We start from the raw sequence: 25,977 nt of genomic DNA, 5'->3' as shown, positions 1-25,977 counted from the left end.
CATACATATTTTTGAACGCATTTTGTGCGCTCACATGAACGGATAAATCTATGAGTGAAATTTCGAATTTAATTAAAGACGTTGTGGCCTCCCCACTTGGGGACATAATCGCTGCGGTGGGACAAGGTGTGGCAGATGCACAACAAGCATTGGATGAAGGATCTTTGACTAAAACCTTGGAAATTTATTCCGAAGGCGGCACCGAAGCTCTGCAAATGCTACGGGAAATCGGCTATAGCCCAACCTTCTACACCCTGCCGGAAACCACCGGCGAAGTGCGCATTGCCATGCGCCTAGGCAACAACCAGCTTTCCGCTACGCCTGCAAACAATACCCAAACTCCCGCCAATGCGCTCCCCACGGTAAAAGCCAGTTTGTCCCGCTTGGGACTGAATACGCCCGCATTAAAAACTAAGTTGTACGCAACACCAGTGGATGCGGGTTACTCCAATCGTTATGGATACCAAGCGGATATCAGCGCAAAACTGACCTTTAAAATCGTCCCGGTTCCCTCGCCTCAAGGTGTCGACGAACTGCGTATTTTGCCGGATTTGACTGGTGCCACAGCAGCCGCTGCACAACAGCGTTTAGCCGCATTGGAATTGGAGGCAATATTTGTCGATGCTGAAGGGAAGGAAGTAACAGAGCTGGATGATTCTGCCATTATCCAAAGCCAAACTCCCCCTATTAATCCTGCCCGACCCACCATTATTCGCCGCGGTGAATCTGTTACTTTGGTGGTGTAGTTTTTCAAGCTAGAGTCTTTGCGGCTCTAGCGCTTCAATTTCATCCGTATTCTTTCCGAAGCCGCTGTTTTTATTTTTCTTTTCCCCAACGAAGCAGAGATTCTTTAATCTCATCAACACAAAAATATTTCGCAAAAATTCATTTAAAAATAGTCTTCAAAACGATTATTGTAATATCGTATATATGATAAATAATCTTAAAATTATCATATTTTTTAAATTTATATGATTAAATTAATTTCATATAATTTAGAAAAAGTCTTTTTGTTCTTTTCTTTTGTAAACGATTCGCTAACAAATTTTTCTCTGCGCCCGCAAAACTTGATCTAAGTACCATAAATAAAGTGAGCCTTCTCACCTGTTGTTCTTATAAGCCCGTGTAGGGTGTGATGTGGCATAGCTGTATTTTTTTATAACCACAACTATTTACAGCTAAAAGCGGGGGCATCGTGTGCAGTGGTCTCCGTGGGTGCACTAATACAAAAAGATGCAATAACCAATAGGGCAATTAACCATGACAATCGAAATGAAAAAGCGGCCATTCCTCATTGGAGGAGTGATGTTGCTGGCGCTTGGCTTAACGGCTTGTGGAAGCAGCGAGCCCACAGAACCAAGCTCCAGCTCCTCATCCTCCAGCAGTTCGTCAAGCTCATCCAACTCAAGCTCAACATCCAGTTCCAGCTCTTCAAGCTCTAGTTCATCCAGCTCATCATCCGGCAGCAACAGTCAAAACAATCCCGGCTTCCCGATGGGTTATTCAATACTGCCTAATGGAAAAGGTGGCGTTAATTACGAGGCGGCGGTTCTTGATGTAGAAGGCCTCGGTTATGACATGGAGGTTTCCAAAGCCGCATTTGAAACCACTCTTTATTCATTCCTGCGCCAAAGCGGTTGCCAACGCTGCCACAACTCGGCGGTCGGCGAAGAATATGGCGGCAATCAAGCGCCTATGCATTCCGATAATGATGTCGATCTTGCTCACCAATATGCGCTGACACGTGTCGATTTCAAAAATCTGGAGCGCTCTAAATTCTATGTGCGCATGAAGATCGACCGGCACAATTGCCCAGGCACCAGTTGCGCTACGGCAGCCACACAAATGCTCGCGGCACTTAATCAGTGGAAAGACAAAGTAGCGCATATGCTGCCGGAAACTCCGCGCGGCGTTCCGGCGAGCACAAAAATCAGCGAAACGGAAATAGAACAGTGGATTACCGATGACAAAGCCAAATTACCGGCGGCCGATCGGCAATATCATATCTACACCTCAATGCATGAATTGCATAACGACGGACTAAGCGCAGATGAACTCGAAATTGTCCGCGTGGGCTTGTCGAAAATTTTAAACTCCACCGCGCGCTGGGCGCCGAAACTGGCGCACCCGGTTGACGTGAACGGCAAAGGAATTCTCTACAGATTCGATATTCGTGATTACTGGGGTTACAACCAAGGCGTTAAACAATTGTTCTTCGGTGGTTCTGATGACGACATGGCGTTTTCTAGCCAACAAGGCGTCACTAAAAAGGACTATCGCGGTAATAATTTGGCAAGTAATACGCAACAACAGAAATACAACTTTACCAACCGCACAGTGGTCGACCCCGAACATGCCCTGCGCATTTGGGAGCGCGTCCTCCATGGCAACGTAGAGGGTGCTGCGGTTAATAGTTCGACACTCTCACCCAACATTGCGGGATTTAAAGGCACGCGAAAAACCAATGCCGCGGGCGAATATGTGGATATCAATGGATTTAAGTGGGTTGAAACCGCTCAGTTGATTTACACCCTATCCCGTCCCGATGTTTACAACGCAATCATGATGAATCCCTTCTACGCGGATGAAATGGAGCGCAACCTGCAAGTCGACATCAGCAAAGGCATGGATTCCTATGATTATTTGATTACCTTCGATGCGATTACCGTTGATTCACGCCTTTCCTGGCGAGCCAAACGTCCGAATGGCCATTGGTACTGGAAAACCTGGGATGTGTTCACCGGGCAATTAGCCAGCGGCCGCGATAAAAGTATTTTTGATGTCTATAACGATCCGACTGGCCAGGATATTCGTTTCCCTTGGTGGGCAAACCCGATACCCAAATTCGTTAAATGGCTGGATGTCGCCAACGACAATTCTGCATTCAGTTTTATTGCAAGCCTGAACCAAACCTACGGCACCAACGGCGGATTCGGTTTTGCAGGCAGCAATGCGCCTGGGTGCGACAACCAGCCAGGGGCAGTACAAGGCTTTGGTTTTTGTCGCCACTACACCGGCCAGGGCGGCGCAATGCAGTCTGCGTCAGAAATCATCTACAGTCTGGAGAACGGCTTGCAAGGTTATTATTTGACGGGCGGATTCAACCAGCGACGCGTCGATGCCTTTACCAATATAGTGCGCGACCCGCGCATTTTGACCGGAGCGGCAGACAATATCGCCAATATGACGGGTTATTCGTACACCAACGGCTCAAGCGGATTCCGCGCTAACGACCCGAGATTGAACGTGGGCAGCTCTTGTATCGGCTGTCACGTCGATGGTATGAACCGTACCAATAATGATCTGCGCCTATGGCTGGATAAAACCCCTCAACGCCTGCCTAAAGGCCCATACGGTGTAGATAAATGGATCAACGACACGGCAACCGTCAATCGTGTCAAAGAGCTATATAAAGACAACGACTACTTCAAAGAAACCATAGAAAATGACCGCCAAGGCTTCCTCGCTGCCATGGGAGAAATTAAACAAACAATGATGATCGGTCCGAATAAAAATATATTCGTCGAGCCGGTTATCTGGACGGTTGAATACGCGCAGCGTGTGAAGTACAAGTATCCGCAAACCACTTCTAACTAATATTAAGTGTTAGAAATGCAAAGGGCGAAGCTGCAAGGCTTCGCCTTTTTTATGCATTCAATTGCCGCTATTTTCGTTCTAAATTGACAAGCCATATTTTTCACCCTACCCAGAAATATCAATCAACCACATGATAGTTGTGAAGCAGCTTAAATCCATGATGCTGCAGCCGCTTTGCGACTGTCAGTTTCCTGTTGCGGGCGGGCCGTGTACCCAGACCAATTTCCTTTCCCGGCCTATCCAATCAGCTTATCAAATTGCTGGTAATTGTTTTTCAGCCACGTGCGCACGCGTGATCGCTCAATAATGTTCATGACGTCACTATTGTTGGCCGCGGCCCAAAAACTGGTGTTATTGAAATCTAAGCGCGCCGCCAATTGCGGTTGCAGTTTTGTCAACGTCATAAAAGTTGCGTCGCGGTCTTTAGCCTTTTTGTAGGTAGAGGATTGTTCGAAATGATCGAAACACTCACCGCGTCCCAAATTGCTCACCACCACAAATTTAATGAACTCCTGCGGATACCGATTCAAGATGCCATTTAATAAATTGACCGAGTCTGCACCATCATCCAATACATGCCATAAATAGACCTGGCTACCAATCTCTTGAAATAATGAGAGGGAATCACTTTCTTCGATCCACTTCCCGAGGCGCGCGGATGTCTGGGCGGCCAAATCAATAATCAGGTCGTAATCTGGATTTTCCTGCGCGAGCAAAACCAATTGATCGAGACTGTCGTAGTCATCAACGACTAACGGCGACGCGTATTCGCTATAAAAGCGCGAAAAAGTACCGTGAGACTGATCCGAATCCAACCCGATAAAGGATGTTCCTGCATCGATTAAATATTGCGCCAAAAGCCGAGAGGTCATGGATTTCCCCACACCTCCTTTTTCACCACCAATAAAATGAATATTGCCCATTGTTGTGTCCTTGAAGAATAGCGAGACGTGTTCGTGGGCGGGACTTTAGCACATGCAGTACGAAAAATTTGATACGCCCTAAAAGAGGGCTTTTTTGCGGGGCACTGATGAATACAAAGCACTTCTTTGATCGTTAATGGCCTTTAATTCATCTTTTTCTCGCTTTTGCGCAAACTATACAGCTACATTTGCACGGATCCTGGATTAGCCACAGTCGGGGGGGTGGCAATGATTCGCCACCCTTCGCTTAAATACGGTCCTTATATTTTTCTGAAAGCACCTCAACCATGGTTTTGTATAACTCAAGCGCCAAGGCGTTATTGCCCGCATCCGCAGCCTGAGCAGCGGGTGCGATATAACCTTCCCGCAGGGTTTGATAAATCTCGCGATGATTAGGCTCCCGGTTGATCAAGGAGACAATCTTCGGCGCAGTTGAATAATACTCTTCAACCAACCGACGCCCTTCCGGGTTATTGAGCATCACCTCATCGCGATACTTTCTTAAGGATTGCAATTCTGCACAATCATCGGGTTTACCCGTATCACGGCACATGGCTGTCGTGATATAGCAGTCGATATCATCTATGGAGGCTGGTTCTTCGCAGGTGTATTTATCACCGTCCCTATAGGCTTCAAAAGCGTTGTATTCGGACTCCCATTCGTATTCCGTCTCTCCGCGAGGCAAAATATAAAACCCTAAATCTTTAATTGAATTTGGAGCCACCAGAGTTGGGTCGCGAACAATATTTTGCTTCCAGTAATCGTTGGAAAGAAAGTAACCGTTGACGTCGATCTGAACACAAACGTAGTCACCACTTTTATTGACCGCGCGATAATCAAGCTGCTTTACATAATCAATTTCACGCATGCCTAACCATATAAAATGGTAGTCATATTTGGGAAGGGCACGATATTGAAACTGCACACCTTCTATTGTCGCTTCCGTTATCCATTCATCCAGGCGCATACTGTAATGAGATGAATTCACCGTACATGCTGAAAGCCCCAAGCTGGAGCTAAACAACAAGCCCTTTATAATCTTATCGGTCATCGCGCCTCCCATCCGGCAACAAACATTATATTCATCGGTCAACCAGACAGGCTGCTAACAGCCCTTAGGCAGACTTCGTGTGCATGCTTTATTGATTGTAGCAAATGGGCTATCAGACGACGGAAAGCAAATGTAGTGGCATAGTGAATTTGGCCACCTAATTGGAAGTGATATTATCACTTCATTCAACCAATAGGTGTCCAATGAGCAAGCGTACTAGACCAACCTTTAGCCCAGAATTTCGCCATGATGCGGCGCAGCTGGTTGTAGCGAAAGGCTACACAATTCGAGAAGCAGCAGAATCAATGGGGGTTGGCCTATCCACTATGAGCAAGTGGGTCAAACAACTTCGATCAACGCCGGATGGCCTGCCGGCTAAAGGGGTAGCGGTAACACCTGAACAGCAGCGTATTCGGGAACTGGAAAAGAGAATTAAGCGCATTGAAACGGAGAATGAAATCCTAAAAAAGGCTACCGCTCTCTTGATGTCGGACTCGCTGAACAATTTGCGTTAGTCCAAAAACTCAACGAGAGCTATTCCATCAAAATCCTGTGCGACTCCTTTGGCATTCATCGCAGCAGCTATAAATATTGGGTCGGAAGACCTAACACCATCGACGCCAAAGATATTCACTTACGGAGTGAAGTTCGTGCTGTTCACGCGGAAAGCAACGGTTCGGCAGGGTCGCGAACCATTGCAAACATGGTAACAGCCAGAGGTACATCGCTGAGCCGTTATCGAGCCAGGAAACTGATGAAACAGCTGGAATTGGTGAGCTGTCAATTGCCCAGGCACAATTACAAGAAGGTGGATCAGGAACATGTTGTCATCCCCAACAAACTGGATCGGCAATTTACTGCGACAAAACCCAATCAAGTTTGGTGTGGTGACGTGACTTATATTTGGGTCGGCACACGGTGGGCGTATCTTGCGGTGGTGCTAGATTTATTTGCGCGCAGACCGATTGGTTGGGCGCTATCCCTATCTCCTGATAGTGAGCTCACGAGGCGCGCATTAACCATGGCATTTGAGGCGAGAGGAAAGCCAATTGGGGTGATGTTTCATTCTGATCAAGGATGCCACTACACCAGCCGGAGTTATCGCCAATTGCTGTGGCGTTATCGCCTTGATCAAAGCATGAGTCGTCGAGGCAATTGCTGGGACAATGCACCAATGGAGAGATTTTTTAGGAGTTTGAAAACGGAATGGGTGCCGACATTAGGCTATCGAAATTTTAATGAAGCTGAATGTTCAATTACGGATTATGTTTTGGGTTACTACAGCCAGACAAGGCCGCATCAACATAATGGTGGATTGCCGCCAGTGTTGGCCGAACAGCGGTATGTAAGTAACTCTTAAATCGTGGCCAAATTCACTTGACCACTACATCTGCCATACAATCAGACTTCAACGAAACAATTTCTTTCAGTTGCCTTTTGTCAAGGCGTTTAACTGAAACTTCGCTATCGAATTTATTACGAATAGAATTTTCTGGAAAGATATCTGAAAGATTCATTTTGAAATCCATTTAATTGCATAACGCCGCCAACACGCGCAGCTTTGTAGTGGAGGCGAAGCCGCAACGAAAAAGCTGTCGCTGTGCTTGGCCTTGTTAAGCATTGACCTCATGGCCACAGTGCTTGCACTTTTTGGCTTTCTTTAGGATAACCTCAGCACAAGCTGGGCATTCTATTTCTTCCCTATCAGTTTTATTAATACTTGTGTCGCCAGCGGACTCTTTGTCATCCGACATTCCCATAACGATAGTTATAATGTTCATGACCGTTGGAACGAATGGAATGAACACCAATATCAGGTCGAAGACACCGCCGACTACTGGAAATGCAAATAGATATTTCTTTCCTGATCCCTTCCCCCGGAAGTAAGATACAACGGCCATGCCCACATAAGAGATTAGCAGTAGTACCATCGCCGTATTATTAAGATTTTCAAAGTCATCCCCACCGTCCATGGCTGACCCAATCAACCCAAACCGCCAGAAATAGGTTGGCACCATTAGAATGATATATAGAATCAAAAACTTAACATTACTCATTTATAACCGCCTTGATTGAGTTTTGATTGTGGGATGCTTAACGCTCAAACTCAGCCGCGGGCTTGCCGGAGCGAGGCGGAGGCAAGACCGTCGGCTGGAGTGCCTTGTTAGGTGACATTTTGCACCACCCTACATTTAGGATAGGCCGAACAACCCCAGAATTGATTGCCAGCGCTGCCGCCACGTTTAGCAGTACGCAAGACCATGCTGCTGCCACATTTAGGGCACTTTCGCTCAGCTAAAGAGTCAGCTCGCATTTTGAGTTGCTGGACATGTTGACGATGTGTTTCCCGTGTAGGCTCAAGGCGAGCTGCCTTAATTTTGGACACCACACGTTGAACTTGCGACTCGCTTAGGACCGGCTCACTAAAAGACTTGATGTAGGTGATGTAACCGCCACCCCTGGTTACATTCGCTGGCATTGGGGATTTGAACGTACTCTCGCCGGCAAAGACAACTATCGAGTGAATAGCCTCCGACGGCACATCAAGCGCCACTTCCAACGCCTTTACGTGTTTGTAGTTCTGGCGAAGAGGGTTCTGAAATTTGAAAGACTTCTTGAATATTTTCTGCGTCCACTGAGCCTGACTTTCGTCCCCGAAAATCCAACCCTTCATGTTCTTCGTTTCCACAACAAAGATGCCAAATCGAGATACGAAAATGTGATCAATCTGCGTAGTCCCGTCAGGTGTCGGCAGCGTTACGTTGTGAATCGGGTGGTAGGTCTCGACAGGAAGCCTGAGCCGTGCTGCAAATTTGACCAGGGCTTCTCCGAGCAACCCCTTAAACCACGGGGTTTTGAAAACCGCGATAACAAGCAGGATGGGGATAACCCACCACAGCTTGAACATCTCGTTGATGATCGGGGAGTAATCCATCACTGACTGTCACCTAACGCCGCCAGCAGAGGCGCGAGCTTGCGAGCGTCCTGCTGACTGGCTTGGTTATGATTTTAGACTATATAGTGCTGCTAATAATTGCTGTTTTCCATCGAGATTTTACCGAGGCTAAACACCCATACCCTTTTAGTTGAGTTTTTGATAGCTTCTTCTTTGTTCCTTTTAGCAGCTTTTTTAGCCACCCTTTAGAGAGGCGAGCTGAACCACCAAGGAGATCTTTAATAAGCTCTTTCATGTTTGCGTTGCACTGAAAATTGGCCTCTACCATTTCCTCAACGACAGATATAGTTGATTCGTTAAAGCTGGGTTTGTAAGCCTTTATGGAATGATCCTCCCCGATAACCGATGAGATTATTTCATATAAATAATCTTTTTCTTCGCTAGTTAACATGTACCACTCCTTTTAGTAGTTCGATAAATTCAGATTGATCATAGCCATTGGAATGCACGGTAAAAATGTGACCCTGAAAATCGTTTTTTACTATAAACGCCAAACACGCATCTGCTTTGCATACATTAAATGTTGTATGTGCTGTTTGTCGGTCTACTATCAAGCTATTCATTTTATATACAGTATTTATCTCTTCACGTGAATCACGAAATAGCTCCTCTATTTCCGCACCTTCACCTTCCACTTTTTTTATGCCTAATAGATACTCTGGATATTGGCGAATATCAAAATCCTCCGGAAGGCCTTCACTCTCAACAGATATGACCTTCCCGGATACAAGCTTTCCTCCACCTGATTTAACAGATAATTCATCTGAGTAGAAGATCGTTCCCCCCGCCAACTGATCCGAAGGCAGAGAAATCTTAAAAATACTGCTGTATGACAATGTTACAGCGGTATTTCCAGCACAAGAAACAATAAATGGAAATATTAGAATAGTTAAAATCTTCTTCACAGGAACTCCCTTAAGATTTGAAACCTAATTGTTTTGTTGACATTCTACCAGAATCCAGAAGATTCATAACGCCGCCAGCACGCGCGGCTTTGTAGTGGAGGCGCAGCCGCAACGGAAAAGCCGTCGCCGTGCCTGGCCTTGTTAGGGCAGACCGCCAAGTGCCACCCGCAGGTTTTGCATGGCTTTGATGGCCCGGTTGTAGTGCTTCATCTCGTATTTATTGTACTCACGGTCGGTGAGTAGCATGATATGAATATTGTTTCGGGTGTCCCACAACCAATCGAGCTCTGCCTGTAGTTCTTGGGTGATGGTGTCATCATCAACGAGCTTCTGGATTTTCTTCTTGAAGTTTTGCTTCCGCCCCCCTCCAGGCTGCCCCTTTAGCACCTCTTTAACTACTGTTTCTGCAACCGAACCGACAAGCGCGATGCCCTGCTTGATTATCATTTCCTTGGCTGTGATCGACAGATCAGTCCGATTTAGAAGCCACCGATAAATATCTGATGTTAGCTTTGCATACGCGATGTTGCTTTTAAGCGTGTGGCATGTAAGGAATCTGTATTTACTTCTGTGCGAGGCACAAGTTCGAATGTAGCCACGAGGGAACCTGATCTTGGCTGCATCCAAGTTTCTCTCGCCTAGATAATCATGAAGGGCTTGCATCCTCTCATTTATTTCGCCGACCACCTTCGGGATATCATCATCAGACTCAATCACTTAAAGTTTTCCTCGTCCTTTCATGACCCTAACCCCCGGCTCATCAGCACCCAAACCGGAGATAATTTTGTGGTAAAGTGAGCGCAGCGAAACCCACAAAAATGCCGTAGGTTTGGGTGTCTGCGTGGAGCCGCTTGTTAGGCAATCACACTAGAATAGGAACTAAATTTCATACGGTTTTTGAGGTACACCCTTCTGTGCTAAGAGACTCCGCTCAACCTCCATCATTATTCGAGCCTCATTCTGCCGACAAAACTCACACGGGCGAGCATATTTAAGCCCCTGAATTCCATGCATCGCCCCGGCTTGGTCCGGGTATTGGTTTGGCTGATTACCGTACCAAACAGTAGTCATACCAGTAATTTTGGCACCAGACGTTGCTGCCGCATGGAGTGCTTTTGGCTCAGCACAATCTCGATTTCCCTGAAATGTAAGCGGCGCTCCATGCCGTGCTAATACCTGACCCCGATCCGGATCGACGAGATGCCCCCTAAGTGGATGAAAAGCCGTTGCCGAATTGTGAGCTCCCGCATAAATATCACCAACGCGCTTACCTAGTCTGTTTAGATTTATTCTGAGTTGCTTATTTGCACGGCCGGCTGTCTTCAACTGACCGATCCAGTGAAGTTTGGTGCGAAGTTCGTCTTCGGCTTGTGCGCGATTTGACCCAGAGAGAGACACAAAACATCGGCCACTATCGGTCGTTACAACAGTGACCATGTAGTTCTGACCAGAATTTGGTGACCCTTGAAGTGCTCGGACAACCAATAGAGCTTTAGAGTCACTTTCGCGGGTTCGTTTTGGAAACTTTAGCATGGTATTTCTCCTTTGATTTTAAATGCCTAACGCCCGCCATCACCGGTGGCAAAACCGCAGCGAAGCGAAGGGTTTGGCATCCGGTGCATGGCTTGGTTATACCGTTCCATCGACAAGCTCTCGGATCTTTCGTGCACACTCTACCGGAGAGCTCATAATGTCAGCTCCCGATATCCGAATAGACCGAATGCCTAGTTTGGTAAGCTCTTGGTCAATGGCTGAGTCCTTGGCCACCGCATCATCAGAAGTATGGTGTGCCACCGAATCGCAGAAGACAGCTACTTTTTCGTTTTCAAAGAAAAAATCTGCCTCTGTAATAGTCTTGGCCAGTTTTTTTGTTCGTAGGCCACCCTCCCACATAGACTGAAGGGATGGAAACGTTGATCCGTCTGGAAATATTAGAGTTTGAATCCTCGGATTTAGACCAAGATGACTCATAGCCTGCAAAAGAAATAGCTCAATCGGCGAGTCACAGCCCCATATTTTAACTGGTTCTGTCGATTTAAACTCCCGGAAGTAACGCGAAAACCGGAATTTCCTATAATCAGCCAGCAAAGATTTACTATCTCCGAGAAGGGAAGTGCACATTCCCGGATCACAAACATCTTTTTTATCGTAATTCGATGCCAGAAAGTATGTGTTGTAGACTAGGCCGATTGTGTCAGAACAAATATTTTCATTTGTGGGTACTGGGCCAACAGCGTAAAAACCAAAGGCATCAGAAAAAGGGTTATACCCCATGTAATGAGGGTTACCCTCCAACACTCGACTCAGGTCCATGTTCTTTATCCAATCAACCCCGACGCTTGATGGCTTTCCTCTTTTCTGGGCTGGGCGCAAAGAAATATGGTAGGGCAAACCATAAAGCTTACCACCCCGTTCTTCGAACGAGTGACAACACACGATTACGTTAATCATTTGGAATGTGTCACCACGTTCTCGATAGAAATCAATAGCTTCTTCGGAAGGGTTGACTTCTATTACCGGATGGCCATCAAAGTATTTCTTGGATAGGCCCAATATTTTCGATTCAATCGGTTGAGTCCCATCCAAATCGAAAATATCTTGCGCCAGGAATTCGCCAATAGCGCTTTCTAAATCGATTTCAAAAGGTCGATCCGGCAAACAGCCATAGTTGGGAAAGTCCCATAGTTCCTTTGGTCTGTTTTCAATGTCGCCTGCTATGTCTGGCATATGATTCTTCCGGTATAACGCCGAAGTACTGCGGCGCGCGGAACGCGCGTCCGACGCCCGAAGGGCGTGTACAGGTACGAATTGTTAGTGGAGCGATGGTTTGCAGTTGAACGAAAGCAGGTTTTCATACCGCTAACCATGGCACCGGTTAATATTGCTGTTGCTGATATTCGCAGCAATTTTTCTTAGTGGCAACTCTACATGCAAGGGCGAGTGGTGTTTGTTGTTGCATTCACTCATTGAGGCTCGACGAGCAAAAACACTACGCTCGAACTCAAACCAACTTTTATAGCCAAAGCTTACCTGCGAAAATAACGCCAAAGCACTGCGGCGCACGGAACGTGCGTCCGACGCCCGAAGGGCGTGTACAGGTGCGTATTGTTATTGGAGCGATAGTTTGCGGTTGAACGAAGGCAGGGTTTTGCAACCGCCAACCATGGCACCGGTTAAAATTACATTTGCTGATATTTACAGCAATTTCTCTTAGTGGCAACGCTATATGCAAGGGCGAGTGGTGTTTGTTGTTGCATTCGCTAATTGCGGCACGAGGAACAAACACGCTAAACCTTGCTTCATGGTATTACCGTTAAAAATATAAAGCGAAAATAACGCTCAGCTTTCCGGCGCGCAGGCGCGTCCGTGAACAGCTGACTGTTATCTGCCCCATACCTTTAAAAATAATGCTCAGTGAAGTAACGGACTGTAGCCATCATCCGAACCTGCCGGGTTGAGTTGATTGAAGGCGTATGCAGTACCCGCATATCCATCAGATAGACATCCCCAGGTCGGCCGGACATCTCCACGAGAGATAACTCGACGCCGCCAATATTTGCACTGCGCTTTCCATCATGGCCAATGAGCTCCGGGATGCGTTGCTTTGCCAGAGATTGGCTATCCAACCGGTGGGAGCCAGCCAAGGCCAAAGTAGCGCCTCCGTGGACCGCCACATTATCCAAAAGGACAAAAGCTTGAACCCCCGGAAGGTCCTTAAGCTGAAACTTGGAGATATCGCGATGCCAGTTTAACCCTTCAAGACTCCATGCAACCTTATGAGGCAGGGAAATGAGCAACTGAGCATCCTGGCCATGCAAGGGTGCATCAGCCAATTGAGACATATGGGAATACAGATTTCGGGGAATAATCTTCCCATTCAGACCTGGAAAACTGATCAGCTGGCCCAATTTTTCGGTTTGCTGGAAAATCGGAACATCTTTCCACTTTTGAGACAAAGCCCTTCCTGCCGACCAGATATTCTGACTCTTGAGCGCTTTGAGCAGATGATCCCTGACGGGCAGAACCACGCTCTTAGCGAGAGCGCCAGGGATATAAATACAACCTTTTTCGCGGAACGCTTGCTTTTGCTCTGGTGTCACTTTCGATCCTACCAACTGGCTCTGACATAACGCCCGCAGCACGGGCAAAATGAAGCGCAGCGGAACTTTTGTCCCTGTGCCTGCGCTTGTTATGGCTTTATTGGTGCCGACCTTCATGATCCCACAGTATGAACGTTTGATTTGATGTAGATGACATTGCTTCGATTAAACGCTCGTTGTTGAATGTAGGGATCTTTTGAAGTCGCTCTAACAATTCACCTGCACCTGTTGCTTCGCTTGGATAGGTTACTACTCCGTCTTTAGTAGCTAGGTGCCACCAAACATCTTCTACAAAGGGCCCTTGATCAGTAGTTTCTACGGCAACACCAATCAGCTCATTCCACGCCGCAGACTGTGGCTCTTTATCCGGCCAGTGTGACCATGCTCTATTTTCATCGAACCAAACTTTAAATGCAGCATAAGGACTCGAAGCAGCCTTAGGTCTCTGGCCATCATCTTCATTATTTTTAGAAAGCAACGATCTTATCCATTTGAACATTGGAGGGTTCCTTCGAGCCATAACGCCCGCAACAGGCGAATTTATGGAGGTGGTTTTTTGTGCCAGGCTTTTCGGCACAAAAAGAGCGCCGGAGTAAATTTCGCATGGTTGCGATTGTTATAGGAACAAACGTAATGCACGTTGAACCACCACCGCACTTTTTAACTACCAAAACCAGGCGAATGAGCTGACACCTACGACACCACCATTTTTATTAACTACCAAACCCACTACCCAAGTGAAACATTGCTGCTAAGCACCACCGATGATATTCGGTATTTCAGAGGGCTTAACGAAACTGCGTTGAAAACGCGCTCCGAATTACGCGCTGAACTAATAAAACAGCTCCGCAAAACCCGGCATGTGAGATGCTGTTGCCGGTTACTACAATATTTATTTTATTCAACCGACACACCTATAACGCCAACCATCAGCCGCGCGAGGTACGAGCGTCGGCTGCATGGTTTTGTTATGCGCATTCCCTACTTCAGGCATCCATCGGGAAATTGGTCACGAACTAGATTAAGCTCAACTCCATACTCTAACCATGCCTTAAGGCCGGCAAGGACCATCGTGTATCCACCCTTGGAGTCAATTGATTGGGCCAATACCTCACTATCATCTCCGCGGAAACCCCAGGTTGATATTCTCACCAATGTTGAATCCTCTCCACGAGGCTCGAAATTCCACTCAACCGTGGTTGCGTCGCCGTCCCACTCAATCAGTATTCTCCGATTCTCCTGGATCTCCTTCACCGTAAGAGTGTCGCCAACACCGAACATTTCCCAGTCCCAGCGCACCTTCTTTCCAGGCTCGAGCTGGCCACTGCTTTTCGTGAACCAGAATCTGGTCGTAATGTGTGGATTAATAAAGGCTTCGAAGACCTCAGGCACTGGTCTCCGGATGAGCATTTGAGCCTCCACGACGGCTAATCTGTCAATTGCCATTCAAGACCTCCACTTTGATGTAGGGGGGAGCACCCGGTGCCTTTTCCGCATAACGCCCCAGCTCAGCCGTGAAAGACCGCGTAGCGGGCTGACATCGGCTGGAGCGCAGTGTTATGCGCAACCTATCCCGTTAAACGTCGGCCTGGAGTCGTGCATCTCGGTACCGCCTCACGACTATGTACCGGGACGACCCACACCAAATGACTGGCTTACCGGTTGCAGCGTAATAGCAAGTCCCCGCGACCAAAACATGAGCACCCGTAAGCTCTTCGAGATCATTTACACCGAACATCTGCAGAAACTCGTCCACGATCTCAGGAAAGATTGCGACACTAACCCCTTGGTGACGATCAGATGAGTTCAGCCATAGTTTCCCATCTGCCGTCATGCCCGCCGATGCGATAGGCCCCCAATAAAGCATCTGACGATTTGCATGCCTCTCCGGGGTTATGTCAATAAAGCCTGCGACGACGTCTCTAACCGCACCGGCCACTAAGACTTCCGTGGCGTTACGGTAAAGGACCACTTGTCTGTTGGAGTTGCGGAACGCCGGACTCTGAACAAGCCTCAGAAGTATCCTCCGCATTGTAAAGTGCTGCGCGGTTTCTCTCTCGCCGCCAGGCACGACAAATGTTCTACCACCTGTACCAACGCCCGGCGTCGGCGGTCGCTGGATCTCGGCCACGTCGATTTGGCCGCCCAGCTCTTGGTCGAGATGGACAATTATGCTGTCACCAGCATTGAGTTCTTCTTCCTGAATAGTTGCGTCGTCGCGCTGTTCGCCCACTGCCACGTACTCAACCCGAAGGCCGCAAGTATTCGAATGGTGAGCACAAAAATGAGGGGGGCGGCCGTGCCTACTTGCCCTACGGAACCAAGCGAATTCGCCGCACTCGGCCTCGGCACACACGAGATTTCGGCGCATATTCTCCAATTCGGGCTCAGGCAGCGCCGCGAAACGTTCGGCTTCCCATACTTGATTATCGATCGTGCATCTTGCGTGCTGCATTCCGTGTCACTCCTGCTTTCGCCCTAATGCATAACGCCCGCCATAAACCGCGCGACGTCAGGAGCGTCGGGCGACCACCGGGAGCGTATTTAATGGCCTTGTTAGGCCTTATATTTTTGCAGCCAGATTTATTTTTGTTCCCAGCCGACGACTTCGTTGTTCTCAATAAACACTCTGAAAGCATACCTATTTTTACCTATTTCCTTATACTTCCAAGTTTCTTTTGTTTTTGACTTTAAAACTTTTTCGTCTACGTCAAGCGGCTTTCCAAGGGCATCCCAGAGCTGCTCTCTCGTTTGCCCCTGCCACACACTACCCTTAACTATTCTGGCGACAAGCTTCTCATCTTTATACTTAGCCAAAAGATATTTGTATCTCTTCCTCTTTTTTGAGTATGCAACTATCCAGTAAATCACTGGAATAATTACCAGCCACCAATACCATTCCATCTCAATTCTCCGAACTGATTTTTATGCCTAACGCCCGCCATAAACGGCGCGAGGAACGAGTGTCCGGCGACCGAAGGGAGCGAATTTGATGGCTTGGTTAGGTTTATTGACCATTTATTAATGCCTCCCAGCTTGTGGAGCTAAAACTACCAGCAGGTCTTGCTGGGCTTGCAGGAGTGGCAGGTGTTGCTGGAGTGGCAGGTGTTGCTGGAGTGGCGGGTGTCGCTGGGGTGGCAGGCGTTGCTGGCGTTGCACCGGGCGAGCTACCCCTCAAAAATGCCACAGCACCCGCACGCTTGTCCCTGAAGATTCCATTAATAAAAAATCCAATATGGCGACTTTTGTTTGTAAATAAGCCGTTACCTCTTATAAATGCAACAAATCGCATGCGAGTATTGAATACATACCCTCGCTCTTGGTTTAGCCATCCAACTAGCGAGCAGCTTTTATCGAAAATTGGTTCCATTTTTTCCTCTCAGCTCTTAAACCTAACGCCCGCATTTGCGGCTGGTTTGAAGCGCAGCGAAGAACCAGTCCGACAACATGCGCTTGTTAGCCTTTTGCCTCATCCAGCATTACCCAATGCTTCAATAATCACTGTATCACCAACTCTGCCTTTAAATTTTATGATTTCCTTTACTGCTTCTTCACCACCAGCTTGCCCCAGTGCTGAAATTATAACTGTATCTCCAACCCTACCTTTGAATTTTATGATTTCTTTTACTGCCTCTTCGCCACCAGCTTTTCCCAGCGCATCAATAATCACCGTATCGCCGACTCGACCTTTGAATTTTATGATTTCGCTTACTGCACTCATCTTCTCGACTCCCTCTTTAATTGCACTTTGTTCTGGCTAACGCCGCCATATGCGGCAGCTTTGGAGTTGGCTTATTTCCTGGCAGCGTAGCGACCGCCAGGAAATAAGGCGACGGAAAAGCTGTCCGGCATGATGGCCTTGTTAACTATTAGTACTTCTTTGGAACGGGCTGCTTTCGATCCCAACTATCTACGACAGTTTCCAGGCTAGAAAAAATCCTAGATTCATTGAGAGTTGCTCTCATGTGTTTTATGTAAGGCAATAGCTCACAATAATGCCTCTTAAATTTATGACTGTACATTTCCCTTGCTGCATCTTCATCCACAGCGCCCATTTCGATCGCAGTACAAAAACTCTCTAATAGATTTAAATAGCTTTTTAGCTTGACCCTTAACTCGCGGTGTTCATCGTCAAAAAGCTTAGAAACCTCAGCCTCGGTAAGCGGCGATGTTCTATCGATAATATTTAAGAAGCTGTTGTTAAGCTCCTTTTCAATTTCAATAAATTCATGCGACTTCGGAAGGTAGCTAAATGCACTATTTAGCTTATTCCATCGTCTAGCGTCGTCCAATGACCTTTTCATTTCTTTTAGCTGCCCCAAAGCTACAAAAGCCACGACTACCCCACATAGTCCACCGACACCACTAAAAAATTGCCACAGAGCAGTCCATTCAAAATTCATACTAAATTCTCAAAGTAGGTATAGTTAACGCCGTGCACACATGAGCCAATGCGGAAGCGTACGCGCACGCATTGGCTTCATGTGATGCACTTGGTTATGTGGCGACACACCGGCTTTTTACAGCACGCAGTTGCGGAGCGGTAGCGAAGCCAATGCCCGAAAACTGTGGCCGAAAAAAGCGCCGAACATGACGCCACAAAATTTACCTTAGTGGCACACCACAAAGAATGCACCACACCTATTTTTTACCTTGATACCGAACGAAGGCACCAGGAACAAAAGCACCGGCATATGAATTACTGCTGATGCTTAGTGCTGGATTGCCCACTACGGAGAAACCAAAATTTTTTTAAAAATTAATGCCCAAAAGCAGAGCCAACATAACGCCCGCAACAGGCGAATTTATGGAGGTGGTTTTTTTGTGCCAGGCTTTTCTGGCACAAAAAGAGCGCCGGAGTAAATTTCGCATGGTTGTGATTGTTATAGGAACAAACGTAATGCACCTTAAACCACCACCGCACTTGTAAACACCAAAACCTGCTGAATGAGCTGACACCTACGGCACCACCTGTTTTATTAACTACCAAACCAACTACCCAAGTGAAACACTGCTGCCGAGCACCACCGATGATATTCGATATTTCAGAGGGCTTAACGAAACTGCGTTGAAAAAGCCCTTGAATTACGCACTGAGCCAATAGAATAGTTTGGCAAAATACTGACATACGACATGCTGTTGCCAGTTACTGCGATGCCTATATTTATAAACCCACACCCCTATAACGCCCGGCTCACCAGCGCCCAGACCGGAGAGGTTTTTGTGGTAAAGTGTAGCGCAGCGAAACCCACAAAAACAGCGTAGGTTTGGGCGTCTGCGTGGAGCCGTTTGTTAGATTATTTATCGGCCCACTGCTCATATACTTTTTTTACATTCCGATAGGGTGTTGCAGTATGAAAATCTTCGGAGAAGTCTTTTACTGCCGAATTTATTATTTCTCTATATTCTAGCCTCATATCTTCGCTGTCCAAAAGACTTTTTAATACGCAAAAGCAAAGGCGGTCCAATCCGTTCAAGTACATTTGCTTTGCCTCATCAAACTTTAATTTACATGAATCTATTTTATTTTGATCCTCTGAGTCTTTAAGCTCGGCCAACTCGATGCCGGCCTTGCTCAAACTAAGGCGCCTATCTGCAATTTGTTGCTCTAGAGATAGAAGCGCATTAAGTTGATTGATTGAGTTTGATTTGACAGCCTGCTTAACTTGATCGGTCAACCCTTTCAATTGGAACAAGGCTATACCCAACATAATTAGCGCAATTAAAGCCGAAATAGAATAGAGCCAAACATTTACCAAATTATAAGTTTCGGCAGTCATTATTATTCCTTAACCTTTTTAGCAATAACCTCTTTTGCAGCAGCAACAATCGCAGATAGTGACGATGAAGCCTGCTTTTCCATCAGCTCATAGTCATCGCCACCAAGGTCTTCATACAAGTCAACCCAAAACTGCTTCTTGGAAGACTCACTTATATCTGAGTCCTTTAGAACTTCATCCGCTGTTTTTAGTACAGATCTTACTTCAATTTCTGAGCTACTAGCCTTCAGGAGATCCAATATTTTCTTTCTATATTCATCAATAGTCATATCACTTCCTCAGTATTGTTTGTGGGAACTTGGAAATCTAACGCCCACAGCAGGCGCATTTATGTAGGTGATTGTTTTGTGCCAAGCTTTTCGGCACAAAACGAGCGCCGGAATAAATGTCGCACTGGCTGTGTTTGTTAGAGCTAGAGGTCCCGTGGCTTGTAAACATACAGCGATCTCTGCTCCACCGACACTACGTTCTTGGCCATACTTGGCTCACACGCTCCAAAAGCAAGGAAATTTGCTCTTGCTTGAAGAATTGTAAGGCCATGATTAGCTCCAGATTCCTGCTCTGGTTCCTCAATACCGAAGTAATCATCTTCCCAAAAGCACACAGGGCAGATCTCATAATCTTGACCCGCAGGTAATGTGAAATAGTCACAGCATGGACACTGGGAAAAATTCATTACTATTTGCTCTAACGCCGCCAACAGCTGCGGCTTTGTAGTGGATTGTTTTGCGGTAGCGTAGCGTTAAACCGCAAAACAAGGAACGAAAAAGCCGTCAGACTGCTTGGCATTGTTATGTGTGTTGTTTGCATACTTGGGCTACTTCCTCCAAGACCATGGACCTAAACGCCGCTTGTAATTTGCTATTTTTTTCAAGAGCTTTGACTAGCTTTTGATGAAGGCTAACCAACTCTTCCTTCTCACAGCGGAGAAGCCAATAATCAGCTTTTACTGGCGCAGATGCTATTTGAGACTTGAGAAGTTTTGATAGCTTTACGTTCTCCTCAAGGACTAATGCCGCCATTTGTGAAATTTGAAATTCGATCAATTCTGCACGTGCTCCTAGTCAATATGCTCCTACAAATAAACCTACGATCGCCGCCAGTGCGAACACATAACATTTATATCGTAGTCGCCGAGACCGATATCTCCTTGACCGTTTTGTCTTGCTCAAGACTTCACCAAGCTACCCCTCGAAGCCCCGCCTCGTCAAGCCTGGAGCAGAGGTGTATCTAGAGTTCTTGTCCACAAAAGTGGTCGCCGCGACTCATATCTCAAATCGGCAGAATTGACCTAACATTTTGAATTCTAGACCAATTTCTCGGGCCCGCAAAAATAACGGTCGCGGCGACCACATTTGCCTGACCATGCACCATGCCGAAACATGTTCATCGCTCTACCGGCGGAGATTGCTCACAAGATCAGCCTGCAAATCCACGTCAAAACCCGCCTCACCCAACGAAATCTTAACCAGCTTACTTTCATGCTCAATCAAAATCACTTTCGCCCCACGATCTCCCTTTAGCTGCTGCAAATCCTTTTTAAATTCTGCCGGAAACAACGCCGGCACCCCAACCGTTCCCTCAAACTCCGCACAAATAATTTTCCCCGGATTTTCCACCCCCAATTGAATAATCCGCTGAATATCTTCAACGGCAATCAGCGGCTGGTCCGCCAACATAATTAACACCGAATTTTCCGCCGGCAATTGCGAAACACCGTAAGCAATGGAATGACCGAGGCCGAGGGACCAGTTGGGGTTGTTTATTAGGTTGTGGGTGGGTGGATATTGTTGTTGCAGGTAGTCGCGGATTGGGTCGTGGTAGGCGCCGGCGACTATATGGACCGATGCGATTGGCAGTTCAGGTTTTTGCAATAAATTTAGCGCGGTATTAAGTGAGTAGGTAATGAGAGGTGCGCCGTGCCAGTCGGCGAGGAGTTTGCAGCTGCCAAAACGGCGGGAGGCGCCCGCCGCCATTATTAGAATATCTATGGCCATTGCAGATAAGTGTTGCTGAGAGGTTTTGCGGAGCTGCCGTGGAGAACTGCGTGGATTTCCGCGAGCATGGAGAGCGCGACGCTTTCCGGCAAGTCGCCGCCTAAGGCAAGTCCGCTTGGGCCAGCGATGGGGATGCGAATATCGCGTTCGTTTAAATTTGCCAAACCTAATACGTCTTGCCAGCGATGGCGTGGGCCTAATAGGCCGATATAGCGGCAGGAGGAATTTTGTAATGCGCCTATGGCGTCTGCATCCAGTTGCATATTGTGGTGAGCAACTATGGCGGCATCGGGTTTATTTAATAATTCTTCTGGCAATTCGCGCGCGGCAATTGCGACGGTTGCAGCGGCTTCGGGGAAGCGGGCTTTTTTTTGCGGGGTCAGGCGGTGATCCACAACGGTTACTTGCCACCCCAGAGTTAAGGCAAGTTCAGACAGAGGCGCCATATCAATTCCGCATCCCATAATAAATAAATGCGGTGGCGGATTGATTAAGGTAGTGAAGGAGGCATTTTCTCCTTCACCCTGAAGGTGACCGAGGGTTCGTTTTTCCCAGGTTTTTTCCGCTGTTTGAATGGTTGCGCTGCTGCCGGAAATATCCAACGTGTAAGAGCAGGCTTTACCACTTTGCAATAATTCCAATACTGCATCCAATTGCAAAAAGTTATTTTCCGCATTGCAGGGCAGCAACAAAATTTCCGCGCGGCCACCACAGCCGATTCCCAATTTCCAGGCAATGCCATCTTCGTCACTTGCGTCGTAAACCACTTTGCGGCTTTTACCGAGGGCAATGACTTTGCGTGCTTGCAGCAGTAAATCACTTTCCAGACAGCCGCCACTCAATAAACCGAGTTGATGGCCTGCATCGCTGAGCAACATCAATGCACCGGCTTTGCGATACACCGAACCCTGAGTTTGAATAACCGCGCCTAATACCCATTGGTGCTGATTTTTCAACAACTGCCATTTTTTTAGGGTGTGGTAAAAATGCAGAGACATTGTGAACCTTATAAAAAATAATCGTTATGAATTTGCAGCTCGGCGAGTACGTCTACCACCGTCATGCCGGCGCGGGTGGCCGCTTCCATGCCGAGTTTGGAATCTTCAAATACCACACAGTGCTGAGGTGGAACGCCGAGTAATTCCGCGCAGCGCAAAAAAGTATCAGGCGCGGGTTTGGGATTGGAGACCTGATCAGCACCGACGACCACATTCAAATATTTATCCAATCCGCAAATTTCCAGAATATGCAGAGCCTCTTCCGTTTGCGCGCCGGTTCCCACCGCCATAGGTTTCACGCCGTGATAGCGCTGCACTATATCCAACAGCGCTGTGGGTTTAATCATGTTTTGTAGATTTTCACGCACAAATCGTTCCTTGAACTGATGGATTTCCATGGCGGAGCTAGTGCTGCGAATCTGGAATTTATCCAACAGCAATTCCACCGTACCGAGTGTCGGCACACCAGCCAGGGAGCGCATAAGTGCGCGATCAATGGGAATGGAATAATGGTTGAGTGTTTCGATCCAGGCCATTTCATGGAGCTGGCCACTGTCTACCAAGGTGCCGTCCATATCGAAAATCAACGCAGCAAAGCCATCGTACATATATTCACCAATATAAAAATTTAAAAACTATTCGTCCGGCCAATGCCACGGCGGCTGGTCCAATAAACCCTGGCCGCGAATCACGGTTTCGCCCAATTGTTTTTCCAGCTCGATCACTTCACGCCCTGGATGTTCACGCAATGGTTTCCGGCCCGGCCCATAAGCTCGATTCCAAGCCACCGTCCTGCGCCAGCGCATTGATCAAATTGCCGGAGGCGGATTCCGCTAATAAACGAAGCGCCTTATATAGGTTGGATTTGCCACTGCCATTGGGGCCGGTCACTACCGTCAAATTGCCGAGCGGCATAATGATCTGGCGCAGCGAGCGGTAATTGGCGATGGCGAGGGTGTGGATCATCTTGCTCTGTTCCTAACTCAATTTGCAGTTACAGTGACAGCTCTTACAATGGCCGCCGACCCGACCGCAGGAATTTCTTGTGCCCAACGATCGCCAGATTCTCACCGTCAGCCAGCTCAACCGCGCAGCCAAAGACCTTTTGGAAACCTATCTGCCCAGCCTGTGGGTTGAGGGTGAGTTGAGCAATTTTTCGGTGCCGAGTTCCGGGCACTGGTACTTCAGCCTTAAGGACAGTGGCGCTCAAGTACGCTGCGCCATGTTCCGCAACCGCAATATGCTGGTGCGCTTTAAGCCCGAGGCGGGAAAAAAGGTGCTGGTGCGCGGCAAGGTCAGCTTGTACGAGGGGCGCGGTGATTATCAGTTGATCGTCGACCATATGGAACCGGCGGGCCTCGGCGATCTGCAGCGCCAGTTCGAGCTTCTGAAAGAAAAGCTCCAGGCCGAAGGCTTGTTCGACCCGGCCCATAAAAAGCCCCTGCCCGCCTGGCCGGGCAAGCTCGGCATAATCACCTCCGCCACCGGCGCGGCAGTCCACGATATTTTGCATGTGCTGCGCCGTCGGTTCCCCGCCCTGCCCGTCATCCTTCTGCCCGTGGCTGTGCAAGGCAATGAAGCCGCACCGCAAATTGCTGCCGCCATTCGCACAGCCAACCAGCATCAATTGTGCGATGTGTTGATCGTCGGTCGCGGCGGCGGTTCGCTGGAGGATCTGTGGGCGTTTAATGAAGAAATTGTCGCGCGGGCGATTTTTGAATCTGAGATTCCTGTGGTCAGCGCCGTCGGCCATGAAGTGGATTTCACCATCGCCGATTTTGTTGCCGACGTGCGCGCACCGACGCCTTCCGCCGCAGCGGAATTGATCTCGCCGGACGGCCAGGCGTTGTTGCATCGATTGGAGCAACAGCGTTCGCGCTTGAGCCGCTCTATCAACTCGCAACTGCGCTGGCTGCACCAACGGCTGGAAACCCTGCGCGCCCGCCTGCAGCATCCCGGCCGCAAACTGCAACAGCAGGCGCAAACGCTCGATCACCTAGAGCTGCGCCTGGAGCGCGCCATGGTGCTGGCGCTGCGCAACGCTCGCCATCGCCTGGAACGGCTGGAGCACAAGCTGCAGCAGGTCAGCCCGCAACGGCAGTTAGGGCAACAAAAACAGCGGCTGGAATTTTTGTTCACCCGGCTGCGCAACGCGCAAAGCCGCCAGCTGGAGCAGAAGCAGCAAAGGCTGAAGAACTTGGCGGGAGTACTCCAGGGCGTAAGCCCGCTCAACACCCTTGCGCGCGGCTATTCCATTCTGTTGACCGCGTCCGGCACTGCCGTGCGCGACGCGGCAGAGGTCAATACCGGCGATCAGTTGACCGCGCGCCTGCATCGCGGTCAGTTGATTTGTGAGGTCAAATCCGTCGATGAGGGTAAATCCTCAGATCCGATTAAATCCTGAATGAGCTAATCCCTTGCGGATGACTTGGCGGGTATCTACACTGCCCGCTCCTTGTCGGGGTGCCACTCTGGCTGAGATCGCAATTCGCGGAACCCGCTGAACCTGATCGGGCTGGGTCTAACAACAGACCCCATTACCTGCGTAGGGAACAAGCCGATGCTGTTTGATCATTCTCTTTCCTTTGCTATCGCCGGCGCCGGCCTTGTGGGCCGCCTTCTCGCCTGGCGCCTCCTACTGCTCGGTCATAAGGTTGAGCTGTTTGAAGCGGGCAGCCTGCAACACTCCAAAGCCGCCGCTCATACCGCCGCTGCCATGATTTCCCCTATGAGCGAAGTAGTGGTTTCCGAACGCTCCATCTACGACCAGGGCATGCGCTCCCTGGAAATCTGGCCGCGCTGGATGGACGAACTCAACGCCGCCAAAGCCCCGCAAGTGCTCTACACCGCACCGGGCAGTCTGGTGGTCGCCCACCCGGCGGATATGGCGGAGCTGGAACAGTTTTACCTCGATTTGAATTTCCACCTGGGAACGGACAACACCGCCCGCTGGCTCGACCGCAACGAACTGCTTGAGCGCGAGCCGGATATCGCCGGGCAGTTCGACCGCGCGCTTTATCTGCCGGGCGAAGCCTATCTGGACAACCGCCACTTGCTGGAGCGTTTGCTGGAAGAAATTGCGCGCCTCGGCGGCCAATGTCATGCAAACAGCCCGGTGGAATTTACCCCGGAAGCCCGGTGCAACGGTCAGCCGTTGCGCGACTTCGATTGCATATTCGACTGTCGTGGCATGGGCGCGCGGCAAAATCATCCGGATATCCGCGGTGTGCGCGGCGAAGTCTTATGGGTGCGCACAGAGGAAGTGAACCTGCGTCATCCCGTCCGCTTAATGCACCCGCGTTACAAACTCTACATAGTTCCCAAACCGGACCATCGCTTTATCATTGGCGCCACCGAAATCGAGAGCCAGGACCGCTCACCCGTGAGCGTCCAGTCCATGCTGGAGCTGTGCAGCGCGCTTTACACTTTGAATCCGGCGTTTGCCGAAGCCCGCATTCTCGAACTGGACGCCAACCTGCGCCCGTCGCTGTGGCACAACCTGCCGCAAATCGAATACATCAGCGTCAGTGTCGCCGGGGCGGAACATCCGCAAAACCAAGTGATGATCAACGGACTCTATAGACATGGTTACCTGCTCGCCCCCACATTGGTCGAGGAGGTCCTGGCACGGCTGCCGGAATTTACCCAATCCTCAAACTGAACGGGGTTT

30 protein-coding genes and 1 riboswitch are annotated in these 25,977 nt (G+C 48.6%); of the genes, 5 read left to right on the top strand and 25 right to left on the bottom strand.

All coding sequences use genetic code 11. The features are described 5' to 3' along the window. Positions 1-50: 50 nt before the first annotated feature. Positions 51-746, top strand: coding sequence for a hypothetical protein (locus DWB84_RS16430; RefSeq protein ID WP_187410901.1), 696 nt, complete (start codon positions 51-53; stop codon positions 744-746). 526 nt (positions 747-1,272) lie between these two features. Next, positions 1,273-3,597 (top strand): hypothetical protein, encoded by a 2,325-nt coding sequence (locus tag DWB84_RS16425; protein WP_187410900.1) that lies wholly within the window; start codon positions 1,273-1,275, stop codon positions 3,595-3,597. A gap of 236 nt (positions 3,598-3,833) precedes the next feature. Here the strand turns inward: DWB84_RS16425 and DWB84_RS16420 are convergent, their stop codons facing one another. Together DWB84_RS16420 and DWB84_RS16415 are read right to left on the bottom strand one after the other, a co-directional pair. Continuing rightward, a complete protein-coding gene (locus tag DWB84_RS16420) occupies positions 3,834-4,520 on the bottom strand; it encodes a mobilization protein (protein WP_187410899.1) in 687 nt (228 codons plus the stop codon). 247 nt (positions 4,521-4,767) lie between these two features. After that, the gene (locus DWB84_RS16415; protein ID WP_187410898.1) at positions 4,768-5,571 is read right to left on the bottom strand and encodes a CFI-box-CTERM domain-containing protein; all 804 of its coding nucleotides are present in this window, start codon (positions 5,569-5,571) and stop codon (positions 4,768-4,770) included. 203 nt (positions 5,572-5,774) lie between these two features. Between DWB84_RS16415 and DWB84_RS16410 the strand changes: the two genes are divergently transcribed. Further along, positions 5,775-6,931 (top strand): IS3 family transposase gene (locus tag DWB84_RS16410; RefSeq protein WP_187409740.1). Its coding sequence is split into 2 segments (ribosomal slippage): positions 5,775-6,033 and positions 6,033-6,931, totalling 1,158 coding nucleotides; the frame shifts between segments, so codons are not numbered across the junction. A gap of 253 nt (positions 6,932-7,184) precedes the next feature. On the opposite strand, the gene DWB84_RS16405 is transcribed toward DWB84_RS16410, so the two are convergent. The 23 genes from DWB84_RS16405 to DWB84_RS16300 all read right to left on the bottom strand — a co-directional run bounded on the left by DWB84_RS16405 (position 7,185) and on the right by DWB84_RS16300 (position 23,273). Next, a complete protein-coding gene (locus DWB84_RS16405; RefSeq protein ID WP_187410897.1) occupies positions 7,185-7,628 on the bottom strand; it encodes a hypothetical protein in 444 nt (147 codons plus the stop codon). Between the two features lie 107 nt (positions 7,629-7,735). Beyond that, positions 7,736-8,506, bottom strand: a complete 771-nt coding sequence (locus DWB84_RS16400; protein WP_187411008.1) for a nuclease-related domain-containing protein — start codon at positions 8,504-8,506, stop codon at positions 7,736-7,738. A 79-nt stretch (positions 8,507-8,585) separates the two neighbouring features. Continuing rightward, positions 8,586-8,918 (bottom strand): hypothetical protein, encoded by a 333-nt coding sequence (locus tag DWB84_RS16395; protein WP_187410896.1) that lies wholly within the window; start codon positions 8,916-8,918, stop codon positions 8,586-8,588. Beyond that, the gene (locus DWB84_RS16390) at positions 8,908-9,432 is read right to left on the bottom strand and encodes a hypothetical protein (RefSeq protein ID WP_187410895.1); all 525 of its coding nucleotides are present in this window, start codon (positions 9,430-9,432) and stop codon (positions 8,908-8,910) included. The genes DWB84_RS16395 and DWB84_RS16390 overlap by 11 nt, the downstream gene beginning before the upstream one ends. Before the next feature lie 141 nt (positions 9,433-9,573). Next, positions 9,574-10,149: a hypothetical protein gene (locus DWB84_RS16385; protein ID WP_187410894.1), complete on the bottom strand. Its 576-nt coding sequence runs from the start codon at positions 10,147-10,149 to the stop codon at positions 9,574-9,576. A 162-nt stretch (positions 10,150-10,311) separates the two neighbouring features. Further along, a complete protein-coding gene (locus DWB84_RS16380) occupies positions 10,312-10,965 on the bottom strand; it encodes a hypothetical protein (RefSeq protein ID WP_187410893.1) in 654 nt (217 codons plus the stop codon). Positions 10,966-11,061: 96 nt separating this feature from the next. Next, positions 11,062-12,159 (bottom strand): hypothetical protein, encoded by a 1,098-nt coding sequence (locus DWB84_RS16375; protein WP_187410892.1) that lies wholly within the window; start codon positions 12,157-12,159, stop codon positions 11,062-11,064. Positions 12,160-12,830: 671 nt separating this feature from the next. Beyond that, positions 12,831-13,649, bottom strand: coding sequence for a phytanoyl-CoA dioxygenase family protein (locus DWB84_RS16370; RefSeq protein WP_187410891.1), 819 nt, complete (start codon positions 13,647-13,649; stop codon positions 12,831-12,833). Next, complete coding sequence (locus tag DWB84_RS16365) at positions 13,630-14,031, bottom strand: hypothetical protein (RefSeq protein ID WP_187410890.1); 402 nt, start codon at positions 14,029-14,031, stop codon at positions 13,630-13,632. The genes DWB84_RS16370 and DWB84_RS16365 overlap by 20 nt, the downstream gene beginning before the upstream one ends. 482 nt (positions 14,032-14,513) lie before the next feature. Then, complete coding sequence (locus tag DWB84_RS16360; protein ID WP_187410889.1) at positions 14,514-14,978, bottom strand: SRPBCC family protein; 465 nt, start codon at positions 14,976-14,978, stop codon at positions 14,514-14,516. Between the two features lie 130 nt (positions 14,979-15,108). Then, positions 15,109-15,771 carry a hypothetical protein gene (locus DWB84_RS16355; RefSeq protein ID WP_222868232.1) on the bottom strand — a complete coding sequence of 221 codons (663 nt, stop codon included), beginning with the start codon at positions 15,769-15,771 and terminating at the stop codon, positions 15,109-15,111. A gap of 344 nt (positions 15,772-16,115) precedes the next feature. Then, positions 16,116-16,436 (bottom strand): DUF2845 domain-containing protein, encoded by a 321-nt coding sequence (locus tag DWB84_RS16350; protein WP_187410887.1) that lies wholly within the window; start codon positions 16,434-16,436, stop codon positions 16,116-16,118. Between the two features lie 103 nt (positions 16,437-16,539). Then, the gene (locus DWB84_RS19440) at positions 16,540-16,902 is read right to left on the bottom strand and encodes a 4-fold beta flower protein (RefSeq protein ID WP_370589739.1); all 363 of its coding nucleotides are present in this window, start codon (positions 16,900-16,902) and stop codon (positions 16,540-16,542) included. 99 nt (positions 16,903-17,001) lie between these two features. Then, positions 17,002-17,253, bottom strand: coding sequence for a hypothetical protein (locus tag DWB84_RS16345; protein WP_187410886.1), 252 nt, complete (start codon positions 17,251-17,253; stop codon positions 17,002-17,004). A 148-nt stretch (positions 17,254-17,401) separates the two neighbouring features. Then, complete coding sequence (locus tag DWB84_RS16340; protein WP_187410885.1) at positions 17,402-17,935, bottom strand: DUF4760 domain-containing protein; 534 nt, start codon at positions 17,933-17,935, stop codon at positions 17,402-17,404. An 894-nt stretch (positions 17,936-18,829) separates the two neighbouring features. Beyond that, complete coding sequence (locus DWB84_RS16335) at positions 18,830-19,312, bottom strand: hypothetical protein (protein ID WP_187410884.1); 483 nt, start codon at positions 19,310-19,312, stop codon at positions 18,830-18,832. Positions 19,313-19,314: 2 nt separating this feature from the next. Continuing rightward, entirely contained in the window at positions 19,315-19,581 is a 267-nt protein-coding gene (locus tag DWB84_RS16330; protein ID WP_187410883.1) for a hypothetical protein, read from the bottom strand. Between the two features lie 143 nt (positions 19,582-19,724). Further along, positions 19,725-19,988 carry a CPCC family cysteine-rich protein gene (locus tag DWB84_RS19435; protein ID WP_187410882.1) on the bottom strand — a complete coding sequence of 88 codons (264 nt, stop codon included), beginning with the start codon at positions 19,986-19,988 and terminating at the stop codon, positions 19,725-19,727. Between the two features lie 115 nt (positions 19,989-20,103). Next, positions 20,104-20,358 carry a hypothetical protein gene (locus DWB84_RS16320; protein ID WP_222868231.1) on the bottom strand — a complete coding sequence of 85 codons (255 nt, stop codon included), beginning with the start codon at positions 20,356-20,358 and terminating at the stop codon, positions 20,104-20,106. Between the two features lie 348 nt (positions 20,359-20,706). Continuing rightward, positions 20,707-21,309, bottom strand: a complete 603-nt coding sequence (locus DWB84_RS16315; protein WP_187410881.1) for an NTP transferase domain-containing protein — start codon at positions 21,307-21,309, stop codon at positions 20,707-20,709. After that, a complete protein-coding gene (locus DWB84_RS16310; protein ID WP_187410880.1) occupies positions 21,300-22,307 on the bottom strand; it encodes an XdhC family protein in 1,008 nt (335 codons plus the stop codon). Before DWB84_RS16310 ends, DWB84_RS16315 begins: the two co-directional genes overlap by 10 nt. A gap of 8 nt (positions 22,308-22,315) precedes the next feature. Next, entirely contained in the window at positions 22,316-22,915 is a 600-nt protein-coding gene (locus DWB84_RS16305) for a beta-phosphoglucomutase family hydrolase (protein ID WP_187410879.1), read from the bottom strand. Between the two features lie 133 nt (positions 22,916-23,048). Further along, entirely contained in the window at positions 23,049-23,273 is a 225-nt protein-coding gene (locus DWB84_RS16300) for an AAA family ATPase (RefSeq protein WP_187410878.1), read from the bottom strand. 79 nt (positions 23,274-23,352) lie between these two features. Here DWB84_RS16300 and xseA point away from each other — a divergent pair, with 79 nt between their 5' ends. Beyond that, positions 23,353-24,711, top strand: coding sequence for an exodeoxyribonuclease VII large subunit (xseA, locus tag DWB84_RS16295; protein WP_187410877.1), 1,359 nt, complete (start codon positions 23,353-23,355; stop codon positions 24,709-24,711). A 45-nt stretch (positions 24,712-24,756) separates the two neighbouring features. Then, positions 24,757-24,876, top strand: a riboswitch (TPP riboswitch). Then, on the top strand, positions 24,868-25,968 hold the full coding sequence (locus DWB84_RS16290) for an FAD-dependent oxidoreductase (protein ID WP_187410876.1): 1,101 nt from the start codon (positions 24,868-24,870) through the stop codon (positions 25,966-25,968). (Overlaps the previous riboswitch by 9 nt.) Positions 25,969-25,977: the final 9 nt, after the last annotated feature.

Source organism: Saccharophagus sp. K07 (assembly GCF_014336955.1).
Taxonomy (GTDB): Bacteria; Pseudomonadota; Gammaproteobacteria; order Pseudomonadales; family Cellvibrionaceae; genus UBA5868.
Note: the sequence above shows the minus strand (reverse complement) of the source record. Positions and strands in the feature narration are given on the sequence as shown.